A 25,091-nucleotide genomic window follows, 5' to 3' on the forward strand; every position below is an offset into this window, starting at 1 on the left:
TCTACCGGAGACCTCGTCTATTTGATCCAGGACACGCCGCACCGACCATGTCGGCCAGAAGCTCCGCTGGTCAGCACATCGAAACAGGCTCTAGCCGCCGAGCAGCAGCCCACCGCCGGCCGCCACCACCCGGCCCGGGCTGCGGTCGGCGAGCCGGCCGGCCGCGGGTGACCCCGGCGAAGCACCCGGTACCGAACGCGGCGAGCACCACCGGCACCGGCGCGACGCCGGCGGCCAGCGGGCCAGGTACGTGAAGACCCCGAACGTGGCGGCGTTGACGAGCGCGGCGAGCACCAGCACGCCGGCCAGCGGACGCAGGTCGGCCAGCTCCGCACGCAGGCTCGCCGGCCGCGCGCCCGCCGGGAACCCGGAGGCCGGCGAAGAGCGAGTTACCGGGCTGCCGGGAAGACCGGCACCCCGGCCCTGGACGCTTCGGAGCTCGACACGGGATAAAGGTCAGCCGACACCCGGCGTGGTGTCTCCGGAGTTCTCGCCGTCCTCGAGCACCCCGACCTGAGCCGGGTCTTCCGGAGGGGGCATGTGCCGGATGCTGTCACTGCCCTTGTGGTCGTGGGCGCGGTTGTACCGGGAATCCAGCACGCGCACCAATTTCTGCTTCGCCCCGGCGAAGGCATCGTCCACTGTGGTCGCGTGGTGGGTGACCGCCACCGGCTGCTTGCCACTCGGCCGCGCCTCGATCACGCACTTCTTGTCTTCCGGCTTGCTGCCACCGTCTTCGCTGAAGTGCACTTCGACCCCGGTCAACCACCCGCCGAACCGGAACAGGCCCTCCTCCAGGTCGGTGGTCACGTAGGTGGCCAGCCGTTCGCCACCGTGGACGTTGTGGTCGGTGTTGACCTGGATCTGCACGAGCACCCTCCAAAGCGGGACAGCGTTGAGTTCGGTCAGTACCACGGAGGCGGCGAAGTCAAACAGGCCCGAGCTCCTCCGGACGCAGGCTGCGCAGCATCAGGTCCGCGAAGTGCTTCCCCACCTGTTCCCCCGACAGCTCGCCGTCGGCGTGGTACCACATGCCCAGCCGGTGGATGGCGCCGAAGTGGTAGTTGATCACCAGGTCGGCCGGGACGTCGGCGCGGAACACCCCGGTCCGCTGGCCTTCGGCGACCAGGTCGCGCACCCGCTCGTGGTAGGTGCGCCGCTCGGCTCGCACCTGGACCTGCTTGGACTTCTCCAGCAGCGGGAACGACTGGAAGAACACCGTCGCCGCGTCCAGGTCGGCGATGCTCGTGACCACGACGTCGGCGACGATCGCGTGCAGCCGCTCCGGCAGCGGCAGGTCGGACTCGGCGATCGTCACCATCCGCCGCGTCTGCATCCGCAGCATCGCCGCGTAGATCTCGAAGAGCAGGTCGTCCTTGGACTCGAAGTAGTGGTACAGCCCGCCCTTGGTGACGCCGGCTTCCTCGACGATCTCGCGGACCGTCGTCGCCTCGAAGCCCTTCTCGGCGAACAGCCGCACCGCCGCCCGCACGACCTTCTCCCTGACACTCATGTCGCCACCCTATGTGAGCGGGCGGGCCGGCCCGTGGCGCCCACGGGCCGGCCCGTCGTCACTTGCTCACCAGGTTGACCTGCTCCGGAGTGGCCCGCTCACCGGAGTACGGCGTGATCGCGCCGGTGCCGCGGTCGGTGACGGCCGGTGGCTGGATCACCGTCGTCGACGTGTCCGGGTTGATCTTGAAGACGTACGCGCCCGTGTAGCCGGCGTGCGACTCCTTCGAGAAGCCGAACGGCGTCAGGCCCGGCCCCTTCAGCGCGCCGGAGCTCATCGCGTCGACGACCTTCTGCCGCGTCGGGTCCGGGCCGGCCGCCTTGAGCGCCTGCCCGAACGTGTAGGCCTGCACCATGCCGAACAGCACGGTGTTGGTGAACGGCTCCTTCGCGATGTACTTGTCGTGGATGCCCTTGAAGTAGGCGACCCACGGGTCCGCCGTCTGGGCGACGTCCGGCAGGTACCCGGTGCCGATCAGGCCGGCCAGCAGCTGCCCGCTGGAGACGCTGGCGCCGCCGCGCTTGGCGAAGTCCTGCAGCAGCCCGGACAGCGTCGCCGGGTCCGCGCCGATGCTGCTGACCACGAACTGCGGGTGGTAGCCGATCTTCGCCGCGGCCAGGATGGCCAGCGCGGTGAACGCCGGGATGCACGCGCAGACGACGACCTCGGCGCCGCCCGCCTTGAGCGCGGACAGCTGCGGCGTGACGTCGGTGTTGGCGCTGTCGTAGCCCTGCCGCACGGCGACCTGGTCCTTGACGAACTGGTCCAGCCCGGCCTGCGTGTCGCGGCCGACGTCGTCGTTCTGCGTGAAGTAGCCGACCTTCTTGCCGGCGAAGGTGTCCTTGACGTACTTGCCCTGGATCTTGCCTTCCCGGGTGTAGTCCACCTGGTACCCGAAGGTCATCGGCGCCTTCTGCGGGTTGTCCCAGGCGAGCGCGCCCGAGGACACCAGCAGGTCCGGCACGCCTTCGGTGTTCAGGTAGTCGACGACCTTGGAGTGCGTCGGCGTCCCCAGCCCGCCGACGATCGCGAACACCTTGTCCTGCAGGACGAGCTTCTTGACGACCTCGACGGTCTTCGTCGGGTTGTAGCCGTCGTCCTCGACCTTGTAGTCGATCTTGCGGCCGTTGATCCCGCCGCCGTCGTTGATCGCCTGGTACACCGCGCGGGCGCCGACGGAGATCTTGCTGTACCCGGGTGCGGCCGGGCCGGTGAGCGGCTGGTGGGTGCCGATGACGACGGTGTCCTTGGTGACGCCGACGGCCGAATCGGCGGCCTGCTGACCGCCGCCGTCGCTCTCCCCCGCGCCGCCGCACGCGGTCAGCGCCAGGGCGAGGGCGGCGAAACCCGCGCCGAGCTTAGTGCTTCTCATGGTTCTCCTTCTGCTTCGCGGATCGACGGAGGAGGACGCCAAGCCGGTGGAAGCCGCCTTGGATGCCGCGCGGGAAGGCGAGCACGACGACGATGAGGATCACGCCGTACACCGCGAGCGGGAGGTTGTTGGCCACGTCGGTGTTCAGGTGCAGGATGTCGGCGAGGTCCTCGGACCAGGCCTGGAAGTACACGAGCGCGACCGCGCCCCACAGCGCGCCCCACAGGGACCCGAGCCCGCCCAGCACCACCGCGGCCAGCAGGCTGAGCGACAGCGCGGGCGTGAACGAGCCGGGCGCGGCGGTGCCGAGCAGGAACGCCTGCAGGCCACCGGCGAGGCCGCCGCACACCGCGCTGACCAGGAAGGCGAGGATCTTCGTTCGCCCGATGGGGATCCCGCTCAGCGCGGCGGCGACCTCGTCGTCGCGGACCGCGCGGAAGTCCCGCCCGAGCCGGCCGCGGACGATGTTGACCACCAGCACCAGCGCGAGCAGCACGCTGAGCCAGACGATCCAGGTCTGCCAGCGCAGTTCCGGGACGCCGACGCCGGCCGGTCTGCTGTGGACGGTGAAGCTCAGCCCGTTGCTGCCGCCCAGGAAGTCGGGGAACTTCCGGGTGAGCGCGGGCAGGCCGACGGCCAGCGCCAGCGTCGCACCGGCGAGGTACGGGCCGCGCAGCCGGGCCGCCGCCGCGCCGGCCAGCAGCCCGGCCAGGCCGCCGGCGGCCGAGGCGAGCAGCAGGTCGGCCCACAGCGGGAACGCCGGCACCCGGCGGACCAGCAGCGCCACCGTGTAGGCGCCGATGAACATGAACGCGCCGTGCCCCAGCGAAACCTGGCCGGTGAGACCGGTCAGCAGGGTCAGCCCGGCCACCGCGATCAGGTAGTAGCCGATCGTCGCGATGCGCAGGTTGGTGAACTCGTCGGTGACGAGGGTCAGCAGCACGACCACGGCGAGCGCACCCAGCGCGGCCAGCGCGTGGACGAGCAGCGGCGGCAGCTTGCGGCGCCGCTTCGGCGTTTCCACGCGGGTTTCGGGGAGTTCCGTGCGCACGCTCATACCCGCCTCACCTTGGCCCGGCCGAACAACCCGCTGGGCCGCAGCGTCAGCACGATCACCAGGATGGCCAGCGCGGCGATCGTCACCATCTCCGGTCCGAAGTAGCCGGACACATAGGACAGTCCGACGCCGAGGACGAACCCGCCGGCGATGGTGCCCAGCGGGTTGTCGAGGCCGCCGAGCACCGCCGCGGTGAGCGCGTAGACGAAGACGCCGTCCAGCACGTTCGGGAAGAGGAACGGCGGCGTCGCGAGCAGCCCGGCCAGCGAGCCGACGGCCGCGGCCAGTCCCCAGCCGGCGGTGAGCATCAGCCCGACCCGCACGCCGAGGGTCCGCGCCACTTCGGGGGCGAACGCGGCCGCGCGCATCCGCAGCCCCAGCGGCGTGTACTTGAACACCACCAGGACCAGCGCGGCGATGGCGACGACGACGAGCACGACGAACAGGTCGTTGGCGGAGAACCGGCCGCGGAAGTCGAAGGCGTACGGGAACGCCAGCGGCTCGTTGGACCAGATCATGCCCGCGACCGCCTGCAGCACCAGCAGGAGGCCGAGCGTGACGATGATCGAGCTGAGCTCGGAGCGGTGCCGCAGCGGCCGGATGAGCAGCCGCTCGGTGGCGACGCCCAGCACGGTCCCGGCGACGATCGCGACGGCGAACCCGAGCCAGTAGCTGCCCGTCGCCTTCGTCACCGAGTACGCGAGGTAGGTCGAGATCAGGGCGAGGGCGGGTTGCGCGAAGTTCACCACCCGGGTGGCCCGGTAGATGATGACCAGGGCGAGCCCGAGCGCCGCGTACACCGCGCCGGCCGAGATCCCGCCGAGGGTCAGATCGAAGAAGTCCTGCATACCGGACCGCTCACCTCCATGTAGCCGGTCGTGGAGAAACCTCGGAAACGTCGGCGGGCCTCAGAACCCGAGGTAGGCGTGGCGGAGGCCGTCGTCGGCCAGCAGTTCCGCCGCGGTGTCGACGGCCACGACCCGGCCGAGCGCGAGGACGTACCCGCGGTCGGCGATGGACAGCGCGCTGTGCGCGTTCTGCTCGACGAGCACGACGGTGAGCCCGGTGGTGGCCCGCAGGTCGCGCAGGATGCCCATGATCCGGGCGGTGATGAGCGGCGCGAGGCCGAGCGACGGTTCGTCGAGCAGCAGCAGCGCGGGCCGGCTCATCAGGGCGCGGCCGATGGCCAGCATCTGCCGTTCGCCGCCGGAGAGCGTCGAGGCGGGTTTCGCCGAACGTTCTTCCAGCGCCGGGAAAAGCTCGTACACCTCCCGGCGCGCGGCCGCGCGGTCGGCGCGGTCACGTCGCCACAGCGCGCCCAGCCGGAGGTTCTCGTCGACGGTCAGCTCGGTGATGACGCCACCGCCTTCGGGCACGTGCGCGACGCCGCCGCGCGCGATCCGGTCCGGCGCCAGCCCGGTCAGTTCCCTGCCGTCCCAGGTGATCCGGCCACCGCGGGCGGGGTGCAGGCCGCTGATCGTGCGCAGCAGCGTGGTCTTCCCGGCGCCGTTCGCCCCGAGCACGGCGGTGATCCCGCCGCGCTCGACGGCGATGCCGACGCCGTCGAGCGCGCGGACGGCGCCGTAGGCCACGGACAGCTCTTCGATCTCAAGCACCGGACGCCTCCTCGGCGGGGTCGCCGAGGTAGGCCTCGGCCACCCGGGGGTCGGCCTGGATCTGCGCCGGGCTGCCCGCCGCGATCACCTCGCCGAAGTTCAGCACCACCACGCGGTCGCAGACTCCCATGACCAGGTCCATGTGGTGTTCGACGAGCACGACCGCCATCTGCCGCCGCAGGGAGACGATCAACGTCGAGAGCTCGGCGAGTTCGCCGGACGACAGCCCGCTCGCGGGTTCGTCGAGCAGCAGCAGGTCGGGTTCGGCCACCAGGGCCCGCGCGAGCGCCACGCGTTTTCGCACGCCGTAGGGCAGCACGCCGGGCAGCCGGCCGGCCAGGTCGGCGATCCCGAGTTCGCCGAGGGTTTCGCGGGCCCGCCCGGCCAGCTGGGCTTCGTCGCGCGCCGAACGGCCCGCACCGGCGAGGGCCGGGAGCAAGCCGGTCCGGGCGTGCCGGCCCGCGCCGGCCATCACGTTCTCGAGGACGGTCAGGCCGGGGAACAGGCCGAGGCCCTGCAGCGTCCGGACGATCCCGAGCCGGGCGAGGTGTTCGGGGCGGTGCCGGACCAGCGGGCGCCCCCGCCACAGCACGCGGCCCGCCTGGGGCCGGACGAACCCGCAGACGACGTTGAACAGCGTCGTCTTGCCCGCGCCGTTGGGGCCGATGACTCCGACGACGGTGCCGGCGTCGACGCTCAGGTGAACGTCGCGCAGGGCGGTGAGACCGCCGAAGCGCACGGTGAGGCCGTCGACCACGAGCAGGTCTTCGCCGGGCAGTGCCTCACCGGGCAGTGCCTCACCGGGAAGTGTCATCGATGACTCTCCTATCCCACCATGTGGACAACGTCGTACCGCGCGGTCGGTATGAAGAGGGTGGGCTGCGGCGGCGATCGTGTCAAGGTGCGAATCGCCGAAACCGGACCGCGGGCGGGCGGTCCGAAAATTTCGGCGTCTCCGCCGTCCGAGGGAAGTTCTCACGGCCCGGCGGTGGCACGAGGCGGTGGCACGAAAGAAGGGGCGGGTGCGCTTTCGCGCACCCGCCCCTCCGGTGATCGGTCGCCGGCTCAGCCGGTGCCGCTCTGCGGGGCGATCATCGAGGAGGCGTCGAGCTTCGTCTGGACCACGCCCAGCTGCTGCAGCAGGTCCGGCACCCGCTGGATGCGGCGGGCGTCCAGCGAAGACCCGAAGGCGGGCATCACCATCAGGCTGGCGACGTCCTGGTCCACCTTGGCGTTGCGGACGACGAGCGGTTCGATCCGGGCCCGGTCGACCGCGGCGCGGGTGGCGTTGAGCATCGCGCGCTGGAACGCCCGCAGCGTCTTCGGGTGGTCCTGGACCCACTTGGCGGTGGCGCCGTAGCCGGTGAGGGGGAAGTTCTGGGTACTGCCGCTGGCGGCGTCGATGACCGGGTACGCGCCGGCGGTCCGCGCGGCCTGGGTCAGGAACGGTTCCGGCTGGTAGGCCGCGTCGATCCGGCCCTGCGCGAGGGCGCCGCTCATCTCCGGCAGCGGCATCGGGACCCACTGCACCTTGCCGGGGTCGACACCGTGGTCGCGCATCACCGAGCGGGTCAGCACGTCCGAAGCGGCATTCTTCGAGCTGATGGCGATCCGCTTGCCCTCGAGGTCGCGCACCGTCTTCACCGGCGAGTTCGGCACGGTGACGACCTCGTTGCTGCGCGGGCTCGCCGAGGTGCCGTCGGTCACCAGCTTCACGTCCGCGTTGCCACTGCTCTTGGCCAGGAAGAACAGGGTGTAGGTGGACAGTGCGATGTCGTCCTGGCCGCTCGTCATCCGGCTCAGCGTCTCCTGGCCGCTGGTGCCGACGTCGGTCTGCACGTCGAGGCCCTCGGCCTTGAAGTACCCGCCCTCCTGGGCGAGCCACAGCGGCGCGAGGTCGACGGTGGTGAGGATCGCCACCCGGATCGACGGCTTTTCGACGGCACCGGCGGTGGAGGAGCCCTTCAGCTGGCTGCACCCGGTCAGCAGGACGACGACCAGGGCGAGCACGGCGAGCCGGCGTGTCGAGGCGCGATGAAGCATGCCACTCCTCGGAGAAGATTATGGGGATCACGGAATACGGCTCGGTCGGCCGTGATCAGCCGGACTGTAGATGACGATTTCCCGGGTCGCAAATGTGTTGCCGAGAAATACGTCACGCCATGTTCACGCGAAAGAGTGACAAGGGCGGAACGCGTAACCCACTGACAGGACCACCTTCGCAGAAGGAAAGAAACCGACGTCGAGCCGACTGGTTTCGTGATCTTGCCACCCCAGGTGACAGCCGCCGCGGCCGGGTTCGAGCCGCCGGACCGCGACGCCGAAGTGGACGCGATCCCCGGAAGTGGACGCCACCGAATCGCGGAGCATCTCGTGCGTCATCGATCACGCGATCGCGAAATCGATTTTCTGACAATTTCTATTCACCGCGGACGAGCCATTCCGGATTCACGCCACATGTCGGGCACCGGACCATTTAAGCGCCGACGGACCGAACGGAAACCCGCATTCACCGCGGCAGCCACCATAGGGCCGAACGGCCGTACCCACTGCGGGCTGATCGGCTCATCCACGGAAACCACTTGCGGGACAACGAATGGCGGGTCGCCGCAGGCGGCGTTCCCTTCGCTTCCGAGTCCGGGCGGAACGCATTCCCCGCCTTGGCCGGACCGCCGTCGCGTGAATTCGTCGAAATCGAAGACCGGCGCGGAGAATCAGCTCTTCGCGGTCTCGGCGGGGGTCGCGAACCGGCGCAGGCCGGGCGTCGCGGCGCCGACCAGCGCCACCGCCGCTACGCACAGCACCCCGCCGCTGACCAGCGCGAACGTTCCGGACGTCGCTCCCGCGACGAGACCGCCGCGCACGTTGCCGAGGTCCGGGCCGGCCTGGCCGACGATCTGCTCGGCCGCCGCCACCCGGCCGAGCAGGGCGTCCGGGGTCGCCAGCTGGACCAGCGCGCCCCGCGAAACCACCGACACCGTGTCGGCCGCCCCCGCCAGGACCAGGCAAGCCAGGCCGAGCCACGGGTCCGGCGCCAGGCCGAAGCCGGTCAGCGCGGCGCCCCAGACGGCCGAACCCGCGAGCATCACCCGGCCCGGCCGCGACCGCCGCGTGAACGTCCCGGAGAACACCGACGCCACGACTCCGCCGACCGCCACGGCCGAGAGGAACAGGCCCAGCGTGCGCGGGTCACCGGCGAAGCGTTCGGCGTTGACCAACGGGAACAGGCTGATCGGCATGGACAGCACGGTGGCGGCGAGGTCGGTGAGCAGCGCACCCCGCACGACCGGCGTCCGCACGAGGAAGGCCAGCCCGTCGAGCACGCCGTGCAGCCCGGGCCGCGAAGGCTCGCCGCCGGGCCGCATCGCCGGGAGGCCGAAGACGCCGTAGAAGCCCATGCCGAACGTGAGCGCGTCGACGAGGTAGCAGCCGCCGACGCCGAACCACCCGAGGACGAGCCCGGCGAGCGCCGGGCCGAGCAGCATCGCGCCCTGGAAGGCGATCCGGTTCAGCGCGAGCCCCGCGGACAGCTGCTCCGGCGGCAGCAGCCGCGGGATGAAGGTGCGCGCGGCCGGCCCGCCGCCCGCGACGAAACACGACTGGACGGCCACCAGCCCCAGCACCGCGATCACCGGCACGTCGCCGAGAAAGCCCTGCACCGCCAGGAAAACCGAGCAGACGGCCTGTCCGGTCGTCGCGACCAGGGCGAACTTCCGCCGGTCGACCCGATCCACGAGCGAGCCGGCGAACAACCCGAACACGATGACGGGCAGCGCTTGCGCGAGCCCGACGGCACCGGTCCACACGGTGCTCCGGGTCTGCTCCCAGACCTGGAACATCACCGCGACGAGCGTCATCTGGGAGCCGAAGCCGGAGAAAACGCGCCCCACCCAGAGCCGCCGGAACGGCGCCGAGGCGCGCAGCGGGGCGAGGTCGACGAAGGCGCGGGTCAGGGGCATGGCCGGATCACGGACAAACCATAACAGCGCTTACATATTTTTCGTACTGATCAACGCGACCGCTTCGGTGCGAGAACTCAGTGCGGGAACATGGTGTCCCGCACGATGGTCCCGTCCGCGCCGAGTTGGAGCACCTCCAGGCCGCCGCCCGTCACGGCACCGTCGTCGAGCCGCACCGACTCCCACTCGAACTTGACCACGTCGCCGGCCCGGACCGCCACGCCCCGGGCGCGAAAGGTGTACTCGCCGGTGGCGACGAACCGGGCGTGACTGCGGTTCACCCGCGTCTCGATCGCCGCGTGGCCGTGTGCTTCCAGGGTCAGGGCGTCGAAGCCGAGTTCCGCGGCCGCCCGCACCATCTCCTCCGGCGGCCGGAGGAAGTGCGCGCCGTCCGGCGCCCACAGTGCCCGGACGGCCGCTCGGCGGCGGTGCTCGTCGGGTTCGGTCCACAGCGCGATGTAGCGCTCGGCCAGGGTCTGCGCGTCGAATCCGGACACCGGGTCCGTCGTCATGGTTTCCACCCGGTCATCCTGGGCGGGCCGGCGCCACCGGCCAATTCCCGGCGGGGAATCGAAGGCCGGGCTACGCCCCGGTCAGCTTCGGCGCCGGCCCTTGCCCCTGCCCCGCCATGGCGGAGATCAGGTGGGCGGACCGCAGGACAGCGTCGCGCAGCAGGGCGGCGCTGTCCTGCGCCCGCGCCGGCGTCAGCACGAACCCGGCGTTCGTGTGCTCCCCCCAGCCGGTCATCACGTGCGGCTCGCCGAAGCCGCGGATCGGGCACGGCAGCGGCGGCGCCACCGGCAGGTGCGCGTCGCTGGCCAGCAGGCTGACGTCGGCGCGTCCCGCCTGCTCCGGCACCGCCCGCGCGGCCCGTGACGGCGGCGCCTGGTGCGCCACGACGAGTGCCCGCGAGACCCCCAGTCCCGCGGCCACCCGGCGCTGGGCCAGCCGGTAGGCGACCAGGGCCCCGAGTCCCGCACCGAACAGCACGTGCGGGCTTTCGAGCGCCCCCGCCAGTTCCCCGGCCAGGGCCTCGACCAGCAGCCACATGTCCCGGTAGGGGTGCTCGTCCCGGCGTTCGCCCCGGCCCGGCAGCTCCACGACCTGCACCGCGATCCGAGGATCGCGCCAGGCCCGGTAGCGGCCGGCGGCTTCCCCGGCGTCCGGGAAGCAGACGAACAACAGACGCTGCACGTCGTCTCGGTCCACCCGTGGCCTCCTAGTCGCCTGCCCGCCGTTGCCGTTCCGACCGAAAGCAGGCGGAAACGGACGAGAGCCGAACCGCTTACCGGCACCTCGTTCCGCCGTGACTGCCGGCCTGATCGGCAACCGCTGGCACAGTAGGGTCGACCCTGGCACTTCCCTTTCGCTTCGGTCCGTCTTCCGGGGGGCATCTCGTGCGCTACCGCCTGCTCGGACCGGTCACGGTCCTCGGCGACACGGGCCCGCTCCGCCCCGGCGGCCAGAAACAGACGTCCGTGCTGGCCGCGCTGCTACTGAATCCCAACCGGGTGGTCACCGAGGACCGCCTCATCGACCTGACCTGGGGCGAGAACGCGCCGCCGAGTGTCCGCGGGCGGCTCCAGGTGCACATCTCGGAACTGCGGAAGCTGCTCGGCCGGGACGTCATCGTGCGGCGCGCGCCCGGTTACCTCATCGAAGTCGCCCCCGGCGACCGCGACCTCGACGTCTTCGACGAAGAGGTCGCCAAGGCCAGGGCGACCTCCGGGGCGGACGCCGTCACGCACCTGCGGGCCGCGCTGGCGCTGTGGGAGGGCACCCCGCTGGGCGGGGTCAGCGAGGCGCTGGCGGGGTACGAAGGCCCGGCGCTGGCCGAACGCCGGCTCGTCGTGCTGGAGGAGCTGTACGAACAGGAACTCGCCGCCGGCCGGCACGGTGAGGTGGTCGGGGAACTGCGGCGGCTCGTCGACGAACACCCGTTCCGCGAGCGCCTGCGGGCCGCGCTGATGCTCGCGCTGCACCGCTGCGGCCGCACCCCGGAAGCCCTGGAGACGTACGCGCGGGCGCACGAACTGCTGGTCGACGAACTGGGCATCGAGCCCGGCCAGGCCCTGCAGGACCTGCGGATGCGGATCCTGCGCGGTGAGGGCGAGCCCGCCCCGCCGGCCGCCCCGGTCGCCCCGCGGCCGGCCGAGCTGCCGCTGGACGTCCGCGGGTTCGCCGGCCGGGCCGCGGAGCTGGCCGCGCTCGACGAACCCGGGGAAGTCTGGGTGATCACCGGCACCGCCGGCGTCGGCAAGACCGCACTGGCCGTGCACTGGGCCCACACCGCCCGGACGCGCTACCCGGACGGCCAGCTGTACGTGAACCTGCGCGGTTTCGACGCCGACGACGAGCCACTCACCCCCGCGGCCGCGCTCGCGCAGCTGCTGCGGACCCTCGGCGTCGACCTGCGGGACGTGCCGCCGGGTGTCGACGACCAGAGCAAGCTCTACCGGTCGCTGCTGGCCGACCGGCAGGCCCTGGTGGTGCTCGACAACGCCCGCGACACCGCCCAGGTGCTGCCGCTGCTGCCGTCGTCGGGGCGGGTGCTGGTGACCAGCCGCCACCGGCTCGACGAGCTGGTCGCCCGCGTCGGCGCGCGGTCGCTGGGCCTGGCGCAGCTGCGCGAGGCCGACTCCCGGGCGCTGCTGACCGCCGTGCTCGGTGAGCGGACCGCCGCCGAGCCGGAAGCGGCCGCCGAGCTGGCCCGCCTGTGCGGCCACCACCCGCTGGCCCTGCGGATCGCCGCGGCGAACACCGGCGTCGCCAGCATCGGCGAGCTGGTCGACGAGCTGCGCGGCGATCCGCTGGCCCACCTCGGCTTCGACGGCGAAAGCGCGGTCGCCAAGGCCTTTTCGGTGTCCTACCAGGCGCTGCCGCCCGCGCTGCGGCAGGCGTTCCGGCTGCTCGCGCTGGTGCCGGGGACCGACTTCACGGCGATCGCCGCGGCGGCGCTGCTGGAGGTGCCGGTCGAGGAGGCGACCCGGCGGCTGCGCGGGCTGAGCGCGGCGAACCTCGTGGAAGCGCACGCGCCCCGCCGCTACCGGTTCCACGACCTCGCCCGCCGCTACGCCGAGCAGTGCGTCCGCGCCGAGGAAGACGAGCCCGCCCGCGACCGGGCGTGGGAGCGGCTGTTCACCGGCTACTGCGCGGCCGCGGACGCCGCCGTCGCCCTGCTCGGCGCCCGGATCGTGGCACTCCCCCGCGAAGACGCGCCCTCGGCACCGAGCCCGGTGGTCTTCGCCGGCGCCGCGGAAGCCGTGGCCTGGCTGGACGTCGAGGTGCCGAACCTCGCGGCGGCGCTGCGGCAGGCGGCGACGCGCGGGCCGTACCCGGGCGCCTGGTACCTCGCCGACGCGTTGCGGCGGTTCTTCCACGACCACGGCCGCCGGGCGGAGTGGCTGGAGCTGGCCCCGATCGTGCTGCGCGCGGCCCAGGACCACGGCGCTCAGCCCGCCGAAGCGCTGGTCCAGCTGTCCATCGGCGGGGCGTACTTCCGCGAAGGCCAGCACGAAGCGGGCATCCGGCACTCGGAGAAGGCGGTGCTGGCCAGCCGCGCGTGCGGCTGGCGGCAGTGCGAAGCGACGGCGGTGGCGAACCTCGGGGCGATGCTGGAGTGGACGGGACGGCTGTCGGAAGCCGTCGAGCACAGCCGGCGCGCGATCCAGCTGTTCCGCGAGCTGGCCAACCGGTCGGGTGAGGCGCTCGCGCTGAACTCGCTGAGCTGCCACTACCGGCAGCTGGGGCGCCTGGAGCAGGCGGAGGACTGCCTGGTCGAGGCGATCGCGCTGGCCCGCAAGGAGGACCTGGCGTTCTGGGAGGCGGCCAACCTCGCCGACCTCGGCTGGGTCCTCATGGCCACCGGACGGCTGGCTTCCGCCGGCGAAACCCTCGACCAGGCCCTGCAGGCGTTCCGTGACCTGGGCTCGAGCTTCGGCGAGGCAACGGCCCTGAACGTCCTGAGCGCCCTCCAGATGGCCCGCGGCGACCACGCGGCGGCCGCGGCAACGGCGGAGGCGGCCTTGGCGTGCGTCCGCCGCGACGGCGACCGCCAGGTCGAGGCGGCGGCACTGATCGCACTGGGCCGCGCGGAGGAGAGCCGCGGCGACCTCACCGCGGCGGAGCGCGTCTTGCGCGAGGCCCGATCCCTGACGGCGGAGTCAGGCCTCCGAGGCCAGCTGGCCGAGGCGGCGGCCACATTGGCCAGGGTCCTGGCGGCCGACGGACGCGCGGGCGAGGCGGGCGAACACGCCCGAACGGCCCTGGACGCGGCCCGCGCGGGCGGGTTCCGGGTGGTGGAGGCGGAGGCATTGCTGGGACTGGCGGCGGTCCAGGCGGCAGCGGGCCGCTCGACATTGGCGGCCGGGACGGCCCGGGAGTCCCGAGCGCTTTACCGCGCGGTGGGGCACGTGACGGGAGAGACCTCGGCGGCGGAGTTCCTCGACCGGCTCGGGGACCGGGCCACCGGCTGAGCCGGGTGAGTCACGCGGATTGCCACATCTACCTCGCTGACCAGGCCACCCGCGCCACCGAATTCTGCGCGGCCGAAGCGTCAGCTCGATCAGGCGGCGGGCCAAGCCGCGCAACCTCCCACCCGGCGAAATCGCCACCTGCGCCACCGACCACCTGGCCAAAAGCCCCGCCCTAGACTCCCGCACCCACCTCGACGACCGGACCACCGCCGAGCTACCCCCGCCGCCAAAGGTCCGCGCGATCGAAGCGGCCGTGAGGCCGAGGCGGCGGGCCGACCCGCGCGACTCCCACCGGCGAAATTGCCACCTGCGCCACCGGGCACCTGGCCAAAAGCCCCGCCGCAAACTCCCCCACCCACCTCGACGACCAGAGCACCGCCGAGCCACCCCCGCCGCCAAAGGTCCGCGCGATCGAAGCGGCCGCTGGGCCAGGGCGGCGGGCCGACCCGCGCAACGCCCACCGGCGAAATCGCACCCTGCGCCACCGGCCACCTGGCCAAAAGCCCCGCCCCAGACTCCCCCACCCACCTCGACGACCAGACCACCGCCGAGCCACCCCCACCGCCAAAGGTCCGCGCGATCGAAGCGGCCGCTGGGCCGGGGCGGCGGGCCGACCCGCACGACTCCCACCGGCGAAATCGCACCCTGCGCCACCGACCACCTGACCGGAAGCCCCGCCGCAAACTCCCCCACCCACCTCGACGACCAGACCACCGCCGAGCCACCCCCACCGCCAAAGGTCCGCGCGATCGAAGCGGCCGCTGGGCCAGGGCGGCGGGCCGACCCGCGCAACGCCCACCGGCGAAATCGCAACCCGGGCCCCGGGCCCCGGGCCGGAAAGCCCCGCCGCGGACTCCCCCACCCACCTCGGCGACCGAGCCACCGCCGTGCGCCCCCGCCGCGAGGCCGACTCCCGCGGATCACCCCACCCACCTCGGCGACCAGCCCACCACCTCAGCCGCGCCGGGTGTTACCTCGCCGGGCGTTGCGCGACATACTGAAGGCATGCCCCGTCCGAAACACGTCGCCGCGAGCGATCTGCGCCTTCCGGACGCGCTGCAGCCGGGGCGGCCCAAGGGCGATCAGCTGCGCGAGATCCTGGAAAGCGTCGCCACGGAGGCCGGGCCGGGGCGGCTGATGCCGTCCGAACGGTTCCTCGCCGAGCACTTCCAGGTCGCCCGCGGCACCGTGCGGCAGGAAGTCAACCGGCTCGTCGCGGACGGCGTCCTGTACCGCCAGCACGGCACCGCGACCTTCACCGCCGAACGGCAGGCCGCGCACATCGACATGCTGACCTCGTTCACCGAGGACATGCAGGCCCGCGGGGTCGTGCCGAAGACGAAGGTGCTGCACGCCGAGGTCGAAAGCGCGGGCCCGCGCATCGCCGGCCGGCTGAACGTGCCGCCGGGCGCGCGGGTGTTCCGGCTGGAGCGCCTCCGCTACGTCGAGGACGAGCCGTTCGCGGTCGAGCGCACCAACCTGTCCGTCGACCGCTTCCCGGACATCGAGCTGTTCGACTGGGAGACCCAGTCCCTGCACCGCACGATCGAGGAACGCTGGGGCGTGCGCCCGGAGTGGAACGACACGGCGATCTCCGCGGTCCTGCCCAACAGCCACGACGCCGCCCTGCTCGGCATCGAGGCCACCCAGCCGTGCCTGATCATCGAAGGCACGCTGCACGACCAGAGCGGCGGCGTCATCGAAGCGGGCCGGTCGCTGTACCGGGCCGACCGCTACACGGTCTTCACCCAGGCCCGGCGCAGCCCGCCCTCCTGAACCGGCCGCCGGCTCAGCAGCTGACCTGGTGCGCCCGCAGCACCTTGAGGCAGTGCTCCACCAGCGCGTCCGCGGCCTCCGGGCCGAACAGCGTCACGTACGACTCGTAGATCCCGTCGCGGTGGCCGTCCGCGTCCGGCAGGTAGCCCAGGTACCCGTCGGTGTAGCCGATCACCCGGGTGTGGCGGAACGGGCTGCCGCGGCGGATGCGCAGGCCCAGGGACGCGAACAGCTCGAACGGGGTGTGCAGCCAGGCGATCTCGCCCAGCGACACCACGCTGACCGGCACCTCCGCACAACCCGTCGGCCGGCCGCCGGCCGCCATCGTCGCCAGCATCGCGCAGCCCTCGTAGCGGGTCTGCGCGATGCGGACCGCCGGGTGGTCCTCGCCGTGGTGGGCCAGCTCGCGCTGCCACTCCTCCTCCGCGACCTGCCGCAGCTCCAAGCTGTCCTCGAGGGACGGGATGTCGCGGTAGGGCAGGTGCAACGTCGAGCGCGTCAGCCGCACCGGGCCGGCCGTCGCGGGCGGGGGCGACACCGCCGCCAGCGTGCGCGCGATCGACGTCGCCAGGTGGCCGCCGAGCGTGCGAACCTCGGCGTGGTCGCGGCCGCGGCGGACGAACCGGGAGCTGGCGTCGCCCGCCGCGCCCTGCAGGAACGCCGCGACCGGCTGTCCGACCAGCGTCGCCAGCTCGCGGCGGGTCGCGCCCGGCCAGTCCGCCGACCAGGCGAGGTTGTCCGGGCCGAGCACCGTGGGGTGGCTGGCGTAGTCGAACAGCAGCGCGGCCGGCGTGCCGTCGTCGCGGCGCAGCTCGAGCACGCCGAACGACGTGTCGTGCGGCCCGTCGGGCCGGTAGCGGTTGCCGCCGACGGCTTCGGTCGATCCCGCGTGCCAGCGGGCGCGGACCTTGCCGCGGCCGGCGCGCAGCCGCAGCGCCGCGCCGGTGACCTTCTCCGCCATGCCGCCGACCAGCCCGGCGTCGCGCTGGCCCGGCAGGCCGGGGTGCAGCGGGCCGGTCCAGCCTTCGGGCCCGGAGTGCGTGTGCGACGCGCAGACGAGCACCCGGTCCGGGTCGATGCCCACCGCCGCGGCGACCGCGTCGGCCAGGGTGCGGGTCAGCCCGGCGTCGACCGCGAGGGCGTCCAGCGCCACCCACACCACGCCGGGGTCGTCCTCGGTGGACAGCCAGATCAGCGACGCCTCGAGGTCGTCGTGCGTGCCGGTGGCGACGCCGTGCCGGGCCAGGTAGCCGCCGAGCGGGTGCCCGGGCCCCGGCGTGATCCGGACGTCTTGCGCGGCGAGCAGCAGCGCGGCGGTCACCAGGTCGATTCCAGGACGTCGACGACGCCGTCGCGCCCGGCGGCGCGAGCCACCCCGGCGAGCGCGGTGACGTCGTCGGTCGTGTGCAGCAGGACTTCCAGCAGCATCGGCAAATTCAGCCCCGAGACCAGCTGGATGCGCGGGTGCCCGGCCGCGAGCGTGCGGACGATGTTGAACGGCGAGCCGCCGTGCAGGTCGGCGAGCACCAGCACGCCGTCGGCGTCGCCGGCCAGCTCGAGCACGCGGTCGCCGAACTCCTCCGGGCTGTCGCGCGGGCTCAGCTCGCAGACCTTCAGCCGCGCCTGCGGGCCGAGGATCATCTCGGCGGCCTCCCCGACGCCGGAAGGCAGGTGGCCGTGTCCGGCCAGGATGATCGGGACGGTCATCGCGGACTCCTAACTCTTCGCCGGGGCCGATGGCGCGAACCAGCCGAGCCACCCCAGGACGACCCCGGCGACGACGACGATGCCGATGACCCAGACCGGCCGCAGCCGCGCCTTGACCGTCAGCAGGTACACCCCGGCGGTCACGAGCACCGGGAGCAGGAACGGGAGCAGTTCGTCGAGCCGGTCCTGGATCGCCACCGACTGCGTCACCGGCTGCCCCTGGACCGTGGTGGTCTGCCGGTAGGTCAGCGTGGTGACGACCTTGACGATCGACGGGATGAACCCCCCGAGGACGACGAACCCGAGCACGGTCGCCCCCTGCGCGACGCGGGCGAGCGCACCGGCGGCGAGGTGCCCGGCCAGCCGCTTGCCCTCGCGGTAGGCGAACCCGAACTGCCAGCGCCGCACCAGCGCGTACGGCACGAGGACCATGACGGCGGCGAAGGCGGGCCCGAGCCAGTTGCCCTGCAGCGCCCACGACGCACCCATGGTGAAGACGATGCTGTTGTACAGCGCGAAGACGACGGTGTCGCCGATGCCGGCCATCGGCCCCATCAGCGCGACCTTCGTGCTCGCCGCCGACTTCGGCGTCCCGGCTTCTTCGAGGGCGACGCTGGAGCCGAGGATCAGCGGGCCGCCGACGAGCACCGAAGTGTTGAAGAACTGGAGGTGCCGCTGCAGGCCGGCGACGTAGTCGGCCTTCTCCGGGTACAGCCGGCGCAGCACCGGCTCCATCGAGTACGCGAACCCCAGCGCCTGCATCCGCTCGTAGTTCCAGGAGATCTGGCTCGACCAGAAGTACCGGCGGAACACCCGCCGCAGGTCCTGCTTCGTCAGCCGTGGGTCCATTGTGGACTCTACTGCGGACTCTTCGGCGGCGGGTTCGGGGACGGCGAGCGCCGGCTCGTCGCGTTTCAGCGTCACGAACAGCATCGCGACCGCGACGCCGATCAGCGCGATCCCCAGCACCGGGAGCTTCAGGTAGGCGAACCCGACGAACCCGATGAGCAGCAGGTACCAGTAGCGCGACAGCTCCATCATGCCGAGCAGCAGCGCGAAGCCGACCGCCGGCAGCAGCGACCCGGCCAGCGTCATGCCCTGCACGAACCCGGCCGGGATGCTCGCGGTGATGTCCTTGACCAGCCCGCCGGACGCGGCGAGCGCGGCGAGGAACGTCGGCACCGCGCGCACGGCCACCCACGGGATCAGGCTGACCCAGTGGATCATCGCCAGGCCGCGGGCGTTGCCGTCGGCGGCGTAGCCGTCGGCCCGGTGCACCAGGCCGGTGGTGACCATCTTGCCGACCGGGTCCAGCGCCGAGAGCAGGATCGCGGCCGGCAGCCCGACGCCGATGCCGATCGCGGCCTGCGCGGCCGGCGTGCCGGCGGCGCCCGCGGCCAGCGCGGTGCCGACGATCGCGCCGGTCTGGTAGTCCGGGATGGTGGCGCCGCCGTAGGTGTAGACGCCCAGCGCCGCGAGCTCCAGCGTCGCGCCGATCAGCAGGCCGAGCAGCGGGTGGCCGGTGATCAGCCCGGCCACCGAGCCGGCGATGAGCGGGCGCTGGGCGTAGATGAGGAACGGGCCGAGCCCGTCGTAGGTGCAGTAGATCGCCCACAGGGTCAGGGCCAACGCGACGAGCATGCTGGAGCTACAGCCCTTTCCGGTCGAGCAGCGAGACGAAATCGGCGGGCTTGTCCTGCGGCAGCAGCTGCGTGACCAGCGGGACGCCCGCGGCGGCGAGCTTGCGGTAGGCGTCGGCCTCGTCCGCGGTGACCGCGACCGAGCGGGTGACCATGGTGTAGGAATCACCCGGCCGGGGGGCCACGTTGCCGACGTTGACGACCTCGGGCCGCAGCCCGCCCTCGACGAGGCGGAAGACGTCCCCGGGGTGCTTGGCGATGATCATGACCTCCGCGCCGGCCTCGGTGGCCAGCGTGGCCTCGACCGACAGCACGTCCGTCGGCAGTCCGCGGGCGGCCTGCGGGAGCAGCACCCGCTGCAGGTCGTCGGCGGCGACGTCGTCGTTGCAGACGACCAGCCGGCGCACGCCGAGGCGGCGGGTCCACGCGACGGTGACCTGACCGTGGATCAGCCGGTTGTCGAGCCGGAGATGTGCCCCCGTCATGTTTCTCCTCCCGGACGGCAGGAGACATACTGGTTCGTACCAGTATCTGTGTCAACACTGCCGGTGACCGGCCTTCGCGCGGCCGACGGAAGGACCCCTCAGACCTTCCGTCGGCCCACGAGCGCGAAGTCCCCCTGCTTTTCTCCCGGACCCTCCCATAAAGGTATATACCAGTATGGACGGTCGTGATCGACTGTCAAGACCTTTGGGCACAGAACAATCGGAAAAGTTCTCCACCGTTCAGCCGACAGAAATTGGAAGAATTCCCGGGCGTGGGCCGCGGCCGCCCGACCCCGCCGCGACCAGGGCCGCGGTCCCGGTCGCGGCCGGGAGGACGTCCCGGGGGAATCCGCGCAACCTGACCCCGTCACCGTCGTTAACCGCATCGTCCGTTCAGGGGAGGAAAGCATGCCGGCCGTCAGATCGAACATCGTCCCGCTCCGGCACGCGCGGCCGGGAGTCGTGGCGTACGTGAAGAGCCCGGCCGAGTGGTTCGTCGCCAACAGCGGCTGGATCCAGGGCACCGAGGGCGTCGCGCTCATCGACACCTGCGGCACCGAGCAGGCGACCCTCGAGCTGCTGCGCGACGTCCGCAAGTACGCCGGCGACCAGGAGCTCACGGTCGTCATCACGCACGCGCACGGCGAACACCACAACGGGCTCGGCGTCGCCCTGCGCGACGGCGGCACCGCACTGGCCGCCCCCGGCAGCCTCGACCTGGTCAAGGCCGGGCCGCAGACCTACGGCAACGTCTTCACCTGCACCCGCTGGGGCGTGCTCGAGCCGCCGGAGCCGGACGCGGTCCGCCCGGTGACCGGCTGGCACCGGCTCGACCTGGGCGGCGCGGCCGTCGACGTCGTGGCGGTACCCGGCGTCGCGCACACGGCGGGCGACCTGGTGGTGCACGAACCGCGTTCGGGCACGCTGTTCACCGGCGACCTGGTGGGCATCGGCGACACCCCGATGGCGGTGCAGGGCTCGATCCCCGGCTGGCTCGACGCGCTCGACTGGCTGCAGGACACGTTCCGCCCGCGCACCCTGGTGCCCGGCCACGGCCCGGTGGCGAACCCCGGCCACACGGCCTTCCACGGGATGCGCGTCTACCTCGAGTGGCTGCTGGAAGTGACCGCGCGCCAGTCCAACTTCGGGAAGCTGGCGAAGCAGGCGTCCTTGCGGTGGCCGTCGTGGCGCAACCCGGAGCGGCACATCGGGAACCTGATGCGCGCGTACGCCGACCAGCACGGCCGCAAGCTCGATGTCGATTTGGCGATCGACGCCGTGCTGGCCGCCGCGGGCGGCCGGATCGACCTGGACCTGCTGCTGGAGAGCGAGCCGGTCCGGCAGATCTCCTAGGAGACCGAGCCGCCGAGGCTCTCCAGCAGCGTCCGCAGCGTGGCGGCCAGCCCTTCGCGCTCGCCGGTGTCCAGCGCGGCCAGGATCCGGTGCTCGGTCTCGACGTGCTCGGGCAGCGCGCGGTCGATCAGCTCGCCGCCGGCTTCGGTCAGCCGCACGCGGACCCCGCGGCCGTCCGCCTCGTTCGGGGTGCGCTCGACCAGGCCGCGCGCCTCCATCTTGTCGAGGCGCTGGGTGATCGCCCCGGACGTCACCATCGCCGAGCGCATCAGCTCCGTCGGGGTCAGCCGGTAGGGCGGCCCGCTGCGGCGCAGGGTCGCGAGGACGTCGAAGGTCGCGCGGTCGAGGCCGTGGCGGGCGAACGTGCGGCGCAGCTCCGCGTCGACCAGTGCGCTCAGCCGGGAGAGCCGGCCGATCACCGCCATCGGGGAGACGTCGAGGTCGGGACGCTCGGCGTGCCACTGCTCCAGCACCCGGTCCACGTGGTCGGCCATCGCCACAGCGTAACCGATGCCTTAGCGGTAAGTGAAAGAGTAGCCAGTTACCTTAGCGCTGAGGTAATCTGGCTTAGTGCTAAATAAACAGCTCCTCCTCACCGCACTGGCCCCGGCCATCTGGGGCACCACCTACCTCGTCACCACCGAGTTCCTGCCGCCCGATCGGCCGCTGCTCGCCGCCGTCATCCGGGCGCTGCCGGCCGGGCTGCTGCTGGTCGCGCTCACCCGCCGCCTGCCGAAGGGCGACTGGTGGTGGCGCTCGCTCGTGCTCGGCACGCTCAACATCGGTGCGTTCCTCGCCCTGCTGTTCGTCGCCGCCTACCGGCTGCCCGGCGGGGTCGCCGCCACCCTCGGCGCGCTACAGCCGCTGCTGGTCGCCGGCCTGTCCACCGGCCTGCTCGGCGAACGCCTGACCCGGCGCACCGTGCTCGCGGGCGTCGCCGGGGTGGCCGGGGTCAGCCTGCTGGTGCTGCAATCCAGTGCGCGCCTCGACGCGATCGGCGTCGCCGCGGCGGCCGGCGGTGCCGTCGTGATGGCCACCGGCGTCGTGCTGAGCAAGCGCTGGACCTCCCCCGCGCCGCTGCTGGCGACGACCGGCTGGCAGCTCGTCGCCGGCGGCCTGGTGCTCGTCCCGGTCGCGCTGGCCGTCGAAGGCGCTCCGCCCGCGTCGCTGTCCGGCGCGAACCTCGCCGGCTACGCCTACCTCGCACTGATCGGCGCCGCGTTCGCGTACGCCCTGTGGTTCCGCGGGATCCGCGCGCTGTCCGCGACCCAGGTGACGTTCCTCGGGCTGCTGAGCCCGGTCGTCGCCACCCTGCTCGGCTGGCTCGCGCTCGGCCAGCGGCTGACGCCGTGGCAGCTGCTGGGCGCCGCGATCGTGCTGGCCGCCGTCGTGACCGCGGGGCGGCGGCCGCTGGTCCGGACGGGGGCTGATAATTATCAGCCTTTGACAACCGCTCACCGGGCCACCGACGCTGAAATGGTCTGAACAACTTGCGATCATCAGCCTCGATGAGGAGGCGCCCGTGCGCACGAAAAGGTCCTTCCGGCACCGGCTTGCGGTGCTGGCCGCGGCGCTCGCGGTGGTCACCGCGACCGCCCCCGCCGCCGAGGCGGTGCCGGCCACGATCCCCCTGAAGATCACCAACAACTCGGGTCGCGGCGACCCGGTCTACCTCTACGACCTCGGCACGAACCTCGCCACCGGCCAGCAGGGCTGGGCCGACGCGAACGGCACGTTCCACGCCTGGCCCGGCGGCGCGGTGCCGCCGATCCCGGCACCCGACGCGTCGATCGCCGGCCCCGCGAACGGCCAGTCGATCACCATCCGGATCCCGAAGTTCTCCGGCCGGATCTACTTCTCCTACGGGCAGAAGCTGGTCTTCAAGCTCGCCACCGGCGGCCTGGTCCAGCCGGCGGTCCAGAACCCGTCGGACCCGAACGTCAACATCCTCTTCAACTGGTCGGAGTACACGCTCAACGACGGCGGGCTCTGGATCAACAGCACCCAGGTGGACATGTTCTCCGCGCCCTACGCGGTCGGCGTGCAGCCCGCGGGCGGCACCACGAAGAGCACCGGGCACCTGAAACCGGGCGGCTACAACGGTTTCTACACCGCGCTGCGCGGCCAGCCGGGCGGCTGGGCCAACCTGATCCGGACCCGCTCCGACGGCACGGTCCTGCGTGCCCTGGCCCCGAGCCACGGCATCGAAGCCGGCGCGCTGCCCGCGACCGTGCTGCAGGACTACATCAACCGCGTCTGGACGAAGTACAGCTCGTCGACGCTGACCGTGACGCCCGTGGCGGACCAGCCGAACGTGAAGTACTCCGGCCGGGTCTCCGGCAACACCATGAACTTCACGAACACCTCCGGCGGGTTCGTGACGGCGTTCCAGAAACCGGATTCCGACAGCGTCTTCGGCTGCTACAAGAACCTCGACGCGCCGAACGACGTCCGCGGCCAGATCTCGCGCACGCTCTGCGCGGGCTTCAACCGCTCGACGCTGCTGACCAACGCGAACCAGCCGGACACGAGCTCGGCGGGCTTCTACCAGGACGCCGTGACCAACCACTACGCGCGCAAGATCCACGCGCAGATGGCCGACGGCAAGGCGTACGCCTTCGCGTTCGACGACGTCGGCCACTACGAATCCCTGGTCAACGACGGCAACCCGGCGACGGCCTACCTGACGCTGGATCCGTTCAACTAGAGCTTCACCACGGCCGTGCCCGGCACCACCGGCGTGTCCCCGAGCAAATCGCCCGGGGGCGCGCCGGTGCTCGCCGGCACCGGCTGTGCCCGGCCCTTCACCTCCACCACCGGCTGCCCGCAGGCGACCAGCTCCACCACCAGCACCGGCACGACGAGCAGCACCCGCATGCGCATGACCGGCTCACCCCGATCCGTCTCCACCACTCCCACCGGGCACACGACGGCCACCGGCGACCCGGTTCAGGTATTTCCCGCGCTCTCACCGGATCGGAGGAGTGGGGGGAAGACGCGAAGGAGTCCCCCGATGGCGTACCGGTCCGAAGGGCTGCTGTTGGCTAGGCTGAGTGGGTCAAGCGGAGGTGAAGTGGACACCACGACCCTGCTCGAAGCGGCCGCGCGCGGCGACCAGGAGGCGTGGCACGCCTTGGTCGACCGGTACGCCAGCCTGCTCTGGTCGATCGCCCGCGCCCACCGGCTCTCCGACGCCGACGCGGCCGACGTCGTCCAGACGACCTGGCTCAAGCTCGTCGAAAACCTCGGCCGGATCAAGGAACCGGAGCGGCTGCCCGGCTGGCTGGCCACCACCACCCGGCACGAGTGCCTGCGCCAGCTCCGCCGCACCGACCGGGAGCGCCCGGCCGACGACCAGGTCTGGCAGAGCGAGCCGGCCCCCGGCCCGGCCGTCGACGCGGCCCTGCTGCTGGGCGAGCGCGACGCCGCGCTCTGGCGGGCGCTGGAGAAGTTGTCCGACCAGTGCCGTCGGCTGCTGCGCGTGCTCATGGCGACGCCCCCGCCGTCGTACGCGGAGGTCGCGGACGCCCTCGGCATGCCGGTCGGCAGCATCGGCCCGACCCGGCAGCGCTGCCTGGGCCGGCTGCGCGAGCGGGCCGGCCAGGCCGGGCTCGGAACGGAGGACCCGACGTGACCACCGACGACGAGCTCATGGCCGTCCTGCGCGCGGCCGCGGCGGCGGCGGACCCGGTGCCGGACCTCGTGCTGCGCCAGGCCCGCGCGGCGCTGACCACCCGTGACCTCGACGCCGAGCTGGCGGACCTGGCCTTCGATTCGGACCTGGCGGAGGCCGGCACGGTCCGCGCCGCGGGCGACGACGTCCGGCTGCTGTCGTTCGAGTCGCCGCGCGTGTCGGTGGAGCTGCAGGTGGAGTACGCGGGCGGCCGGGTTTCGCTGCGCGGCCTGATCACCGGCGCGACGGGCGAAGCGCTGATCGAGGCGGCGGGCGAGCGGCACACGAGCCCGATCGGCGCGGAGGGCTGGTTCGCCGCGACGGGCCTCGAGCGCGGAGCCACCCGCGTGACGGTCACCGCCGCGGACGGCACAACGGTCACCACCGGCTGGGCAAGCCTCTAACCACCCCCGCGTGTCGACCTCCCCATCACGCGTGATGCCCCTCCAATCACGCGTGCTGCCC

The 25,091-nt window shown here is 72.4% G+C and carries 25 protein-coding genes; 7 read left to right on the forward strand and 18 right to left on the reverse strand.

The features are described from left to right. Positions 1-90 precede the first annotated feature (90 nt). The 12 genes from AB0M30_RS45375 to AB0M30_RS45430 all read right to left on the reverse strand — a co-directional run bounded on the left by AB0M30_RS45375 (position 91) and on the right by AB0M30_RS45430 (position 10,726). Positions 91-300, reverse strand: a complete 210-nt coding sequence (locus tag AB0M30_RS45375; protein WP_364598258.1) for a hypothetical protein — start codon at positions 298-300, stop codon at positions 91-93. Positions 301-456: 156 nt separating this feature from the next. Further along, positions 457-876, reverse strand: a complete 420-nt coding sequence (locus tag AB0M30_RS45380) for an HPF/RaiA family ribosome-associated protein (RefSeq protein WP_364598261.1) — start codon at positions 874-876, stop codon at positions 457-459. Between the two features lie 52 nt (positions 877-928). Next, complete coding sequence (locus AB0M30_RS45385) at positions 929-1,513, reverse strand: TetR/AcrR family transcriptional regulator (protein ID WP_364598264.1); 585 nt, start codon at positions 1,511-1,513, stop codon at positions 929-931. A gap of 58 nt (positions 1,514-1,571) precedes the next feature. Continuing rightward, positions 1,572-2,885, reverse strand: a complete 1,314-nt coding sequence (locus AB0M30_RS45390; RefSeq protein WP_364598267.1) for an ABC transporter substrate-binding protein — start codon at positions 2,883-2,885, stop codon at positions 1,572-1,574. Then, entirely contained in the window at positions 2,872-3,942 is a 1,071-nt protein-coding gene (locus AB0M30_RS45395) for a branched-chain amino acid ABC transporter permease (protein ID WP_364598270.1), read from the reverse strand. The genes AB0M30_RS45390 and AB0M30_RS45395 overlap by 14 nt, the downstream gene beginning before the upstream one ends. Then, the gene (locus AB0M30_RS45400; RefSeq protein WP_364598273.1) at positions 3,939-4,790 is read right to left on the reverse strand and encodes a branched-chain amino acid ABC transporter permease; all 852 of its coding nucleotides are present in this window, start codon (positions 4,788-4,790) and stop codon (positions 3,939-3,941) included. Before AB0M30_RS45400 ends, AB0M30_RS45395 begins: the two co-directional genes overlap by 4 nt. Positions 4,791-4,850: 60 nt before the next feature. Further along, a complete protein-coding gene (locus AB0M30_RS45405; protein WP_364598276.1) occupies positions 4,851-5,558 on the reverse strand; it encodes an ABC transporter ATP-binding protein in 708 nt (235 codons plus the stop codon). Next, positions 5,551-6,372: an ABC transporter ATP-binding protein gene (locus AB0M30_RS45410; RefSeq protein ID WP_364598279.1), complete on the reverse strand. Its 822-nt coding sequence runs from the start codon at positions 6,370-6,372 to the stop codon at positions 5,551-5,553. Before AB0M30_RS45410 ends, AB0M30_RS45405 begins: the two co-directional genes overlap by 8 nt. A gap of 251 nt (positions 6,373-6,623) precedes the next feature. After that, the gene (locus AB0M30_RS45415) at positions 6,624-7,601 is read right to left on the reverse strand and encodes an ABC transporter substrate-binding protein (protein WP_364598282.1); all 978 of its coding nucleotides are present in this window, start codon (positions 7,599-7,601) and stop codon (positions 6,624-6,626) included. 671 nt (positions 7,602-8,272) lie between these two features. Beyond that, positions 8,273-9,517, reverse strand: coding sequence for an MFS transporter (locus AB0M30_RS45420; protein WP_364598285.1), 1,245 nt, complete (start codon positions 9,515-9,517; stop codon positions 8,273-8,275). Between the two features lie 77 nt (positions 9,518-9,594). Then, positions 9,595-10,029, reverse strand: coding sequence for a hypothetical protein (locus tag AB0M30_RS45425; RefSeq protein ID WP_364598288.1), 435 nt, complete (start codon positions 10,027-10,029; stop codon positions 9,595-9,597). Positions 10,030-10,099: 70 nt separating this feature from the next. Further along, a complete protein-coding gene (locus AB0M30_RS45430) occupies positions 10,100-10,726 on the reverse strand; it encodes a thioesterase domain-containing protein (protein WP_103336328.1) in 627 nt (208 codons plus the stop codon). Between the two features lie 188 nt (positions 10,727-10,914). Here AB0M30_RS45430 and AB0M30_RS45435 point away from each other — a divergent pair, with 188 nt between their 5' ends. Both AB0M30_RS45435 and AB0M30_RS45440 read left to right on the forward strand, forming a co-directional pair. After that, positions 10,915-13,992, forward strand: coding sequence for a BTAD domain-containing putative transcriptional regulator (locus AB0M30_RS45435; protein ID WP_364598292.1), 3,078 nt, complete (start codon positions 10,915-10,917; stop codon positions 13,990-13,992). A gap of 1,005 nt (positions 13,993-14,997) precedes the next feature. Then, on the forward strand, positions 14,998-15,768 hold the full coding sequence (locus tag AB0M30_RS45440; RefSeq protein WP_360176325.1) for a GntR family transcriptional regulator: 771 nt from the start codon (positions 14,998-15,000) through the stop codon (positions 15,766-15,768). A gap of 13 nt (positions 15,769-15,781) precedes the next feature. On the opposite strand, the gene AB0M30_RS45445 is transcribed toward AB0M30_RS45440, so the two are convergent. The 4 genes from AB0M30_RS45445 to AB0M30_RS45460 are packed head-to-tail and all read right to left on the reverse strand — an operon-like array spanning position 15,782 to position 19,600. Continuing rightward, positions 15,782-17,089, reverse strand: coding sequence for a hypothetical protein (locus AB0M30_RS45445; protein WP_364598295.1), 1,308 nt, complete (start codon positions 17,087-17,089; stop codon positions 15,782-15,784). After that, positions 17,086-17,475, reverse strand: a complete 390-nt coding sequence (locus AB0M30_RS45450; protein WP_364598298.1) for a PTS mannose transporter subunit IIAB — start codon at positions 17,473-17,475, stop codon at positions 17,086-17,088. Before AB0M30_RS45450 ends, AB0M30_RS45445 begins: the two co-directional genes overlap by 4 nt. Before the next feature lie 9 nt (positions 17,476-17,484). Beyond that, entirely contained in the window at positions 17,485-19,116 is a 1,632-nt protein-coding gene (locus tag AB0M30_RS45455; RefSeq protein WP_364598301.1) for a PTS system mannose/fructose/sorbose family transporter subunit IID, read from the reverse strand. Positions 19,117-19,123: 7 nt separating this feature from the next. After that, positions 19,124-19,600: a PTS sugar transporter subunit IIB gene (locus tag AB0M30_RS45460; RefSeq protein WP_364598304.1), complete on the reverse strand. Its 477-nt coding sequence runs from the start codon at positions 19,598-19,600 to the stop codon at positions 19,124-19,126. A gap of 408 nt (positions 19,601-20,008) precedes the next feature. Here AB0M30_RS45460 and AB0M30_RS45465 point away from each other — a divergent pair, with 408 nt between their 5' ends. Continuing rightward, complete coding sequence (locus AB0M30_RS45465; RefSeq protein WP_364598307.1) at positions 20,009-20,953, forward strand: MBL fold metallo-hydrolase; 945 nt, start codon at positions 20,009-20,011, stop codon at positions 20,951-20,953. On the opposite strand, the gene AB0M30_RS45470 is transcribed toward AB0M30_RS45465, so the two are convergent. Continuing rightward, positions 20,950-21,447, reverse strand: coding sequence for a MarR family transcriptional regulator (locus AB0M30_RS45470; protein ID WP_364598310.1), 498 nt, complete (start codon positions 21,445-21,447; stop codon positions 20,950-20,952). The genes AB0M30_RS45465 and AB0M30_RS45470 overlap by 4 nt on opposite strands. Positions 21,448-21,523: 76 nt before the next feature. Between AB0M30_RS45470 and AB0M30_RS45475 the strand changes: the two genes are divergently transcribed. Together AB0M30_RS45475 and AB0M30_RS45480 are read left to right on the forward strand one after the other, a co-directional pair. Further along, positions 21,524-22,438: an EamA family transporter gene (locus AB0M30_RS45475; protein WP_364598312.1), complete on the forward strand. Its 915-nt coding sequence runs from the start codon at positions 21,524-21,526 to the stop codon at positions 22,436-22,438. A gap of 37 nt (positions 22,439-22,475) precedes the next feature. Next, positions 22,476-23,660, forward strand: coding sequence for a glycoside hydrolase family 64 protein (locus AB0M30_RS45480; protein WP_364598315.1), 1,185 nt, complete (start codon positions 22,476-22,478; stop codon positions 23,658-23,660). On the opposite strand, the gene AB0M30_RS45485 is transcribed toward AB0M30_RS45480, so the two are convergent. Next, entirely contained in the window at positions 23,657-23,836 is a 180-nt protein-coding gene (locus tag AB0M30_RS45485; protein WP_364598318.1) for a hypothetical protein, read from the reverse strand. The genes AB0M30_RS45480 and AB0M30_RS45485 overlap by 4 nt on opposite strands. A gap of 190 nt (positions 23,837-24,026) precedes the next feature. Here AB0M30_RS45485 and AB0M30_RS45490 point away from each other — a divergent pair, with 190 nt between their 5' ends. Together AB0M30_RS45490 and AB0M30_RS45495 are read left to right on the forward strand one after the other, a co-directional pair. Beyond that, positions 24,027-24,587 carry a sigma-70 family RNA polymerase sigma factor gene (locus AB0M30_RS45490; RefSeq protein WP_364598321.1) on the forward strand — a complete coding sequence of 187 codons (561 nt, stop codon included), beginning with the start codon at positions 24,027-24,029 and terminating at the stop codon, positions 24,585-24,587. After that, positions 24,584-25,030, forward strand: coding sequence for a hypothetical protein (locus AB0M30_RS45495; protein ID WP_364598324.1), 447 nt, complete (start codon positions 24,584-24,586; stop codon positions 25,028-25,030). Before AB0M30_RS45490 ends, AB0M30_RS45495 begins: the two co-directional genes overlap by 4 nt. The last annotated feature ends 61 nt before the right edge of the window (positions 25,031-25,091 follow it).

The organism is Amycolatopsis sp. NPDC051716 (assembly GCF_040681595.1).
Classification (GTDB): Bacteria; Actinomycetota; Actinomycetes; order Mycobacteriales; family Pseudonocardiaceae; genus Amycolatopsis.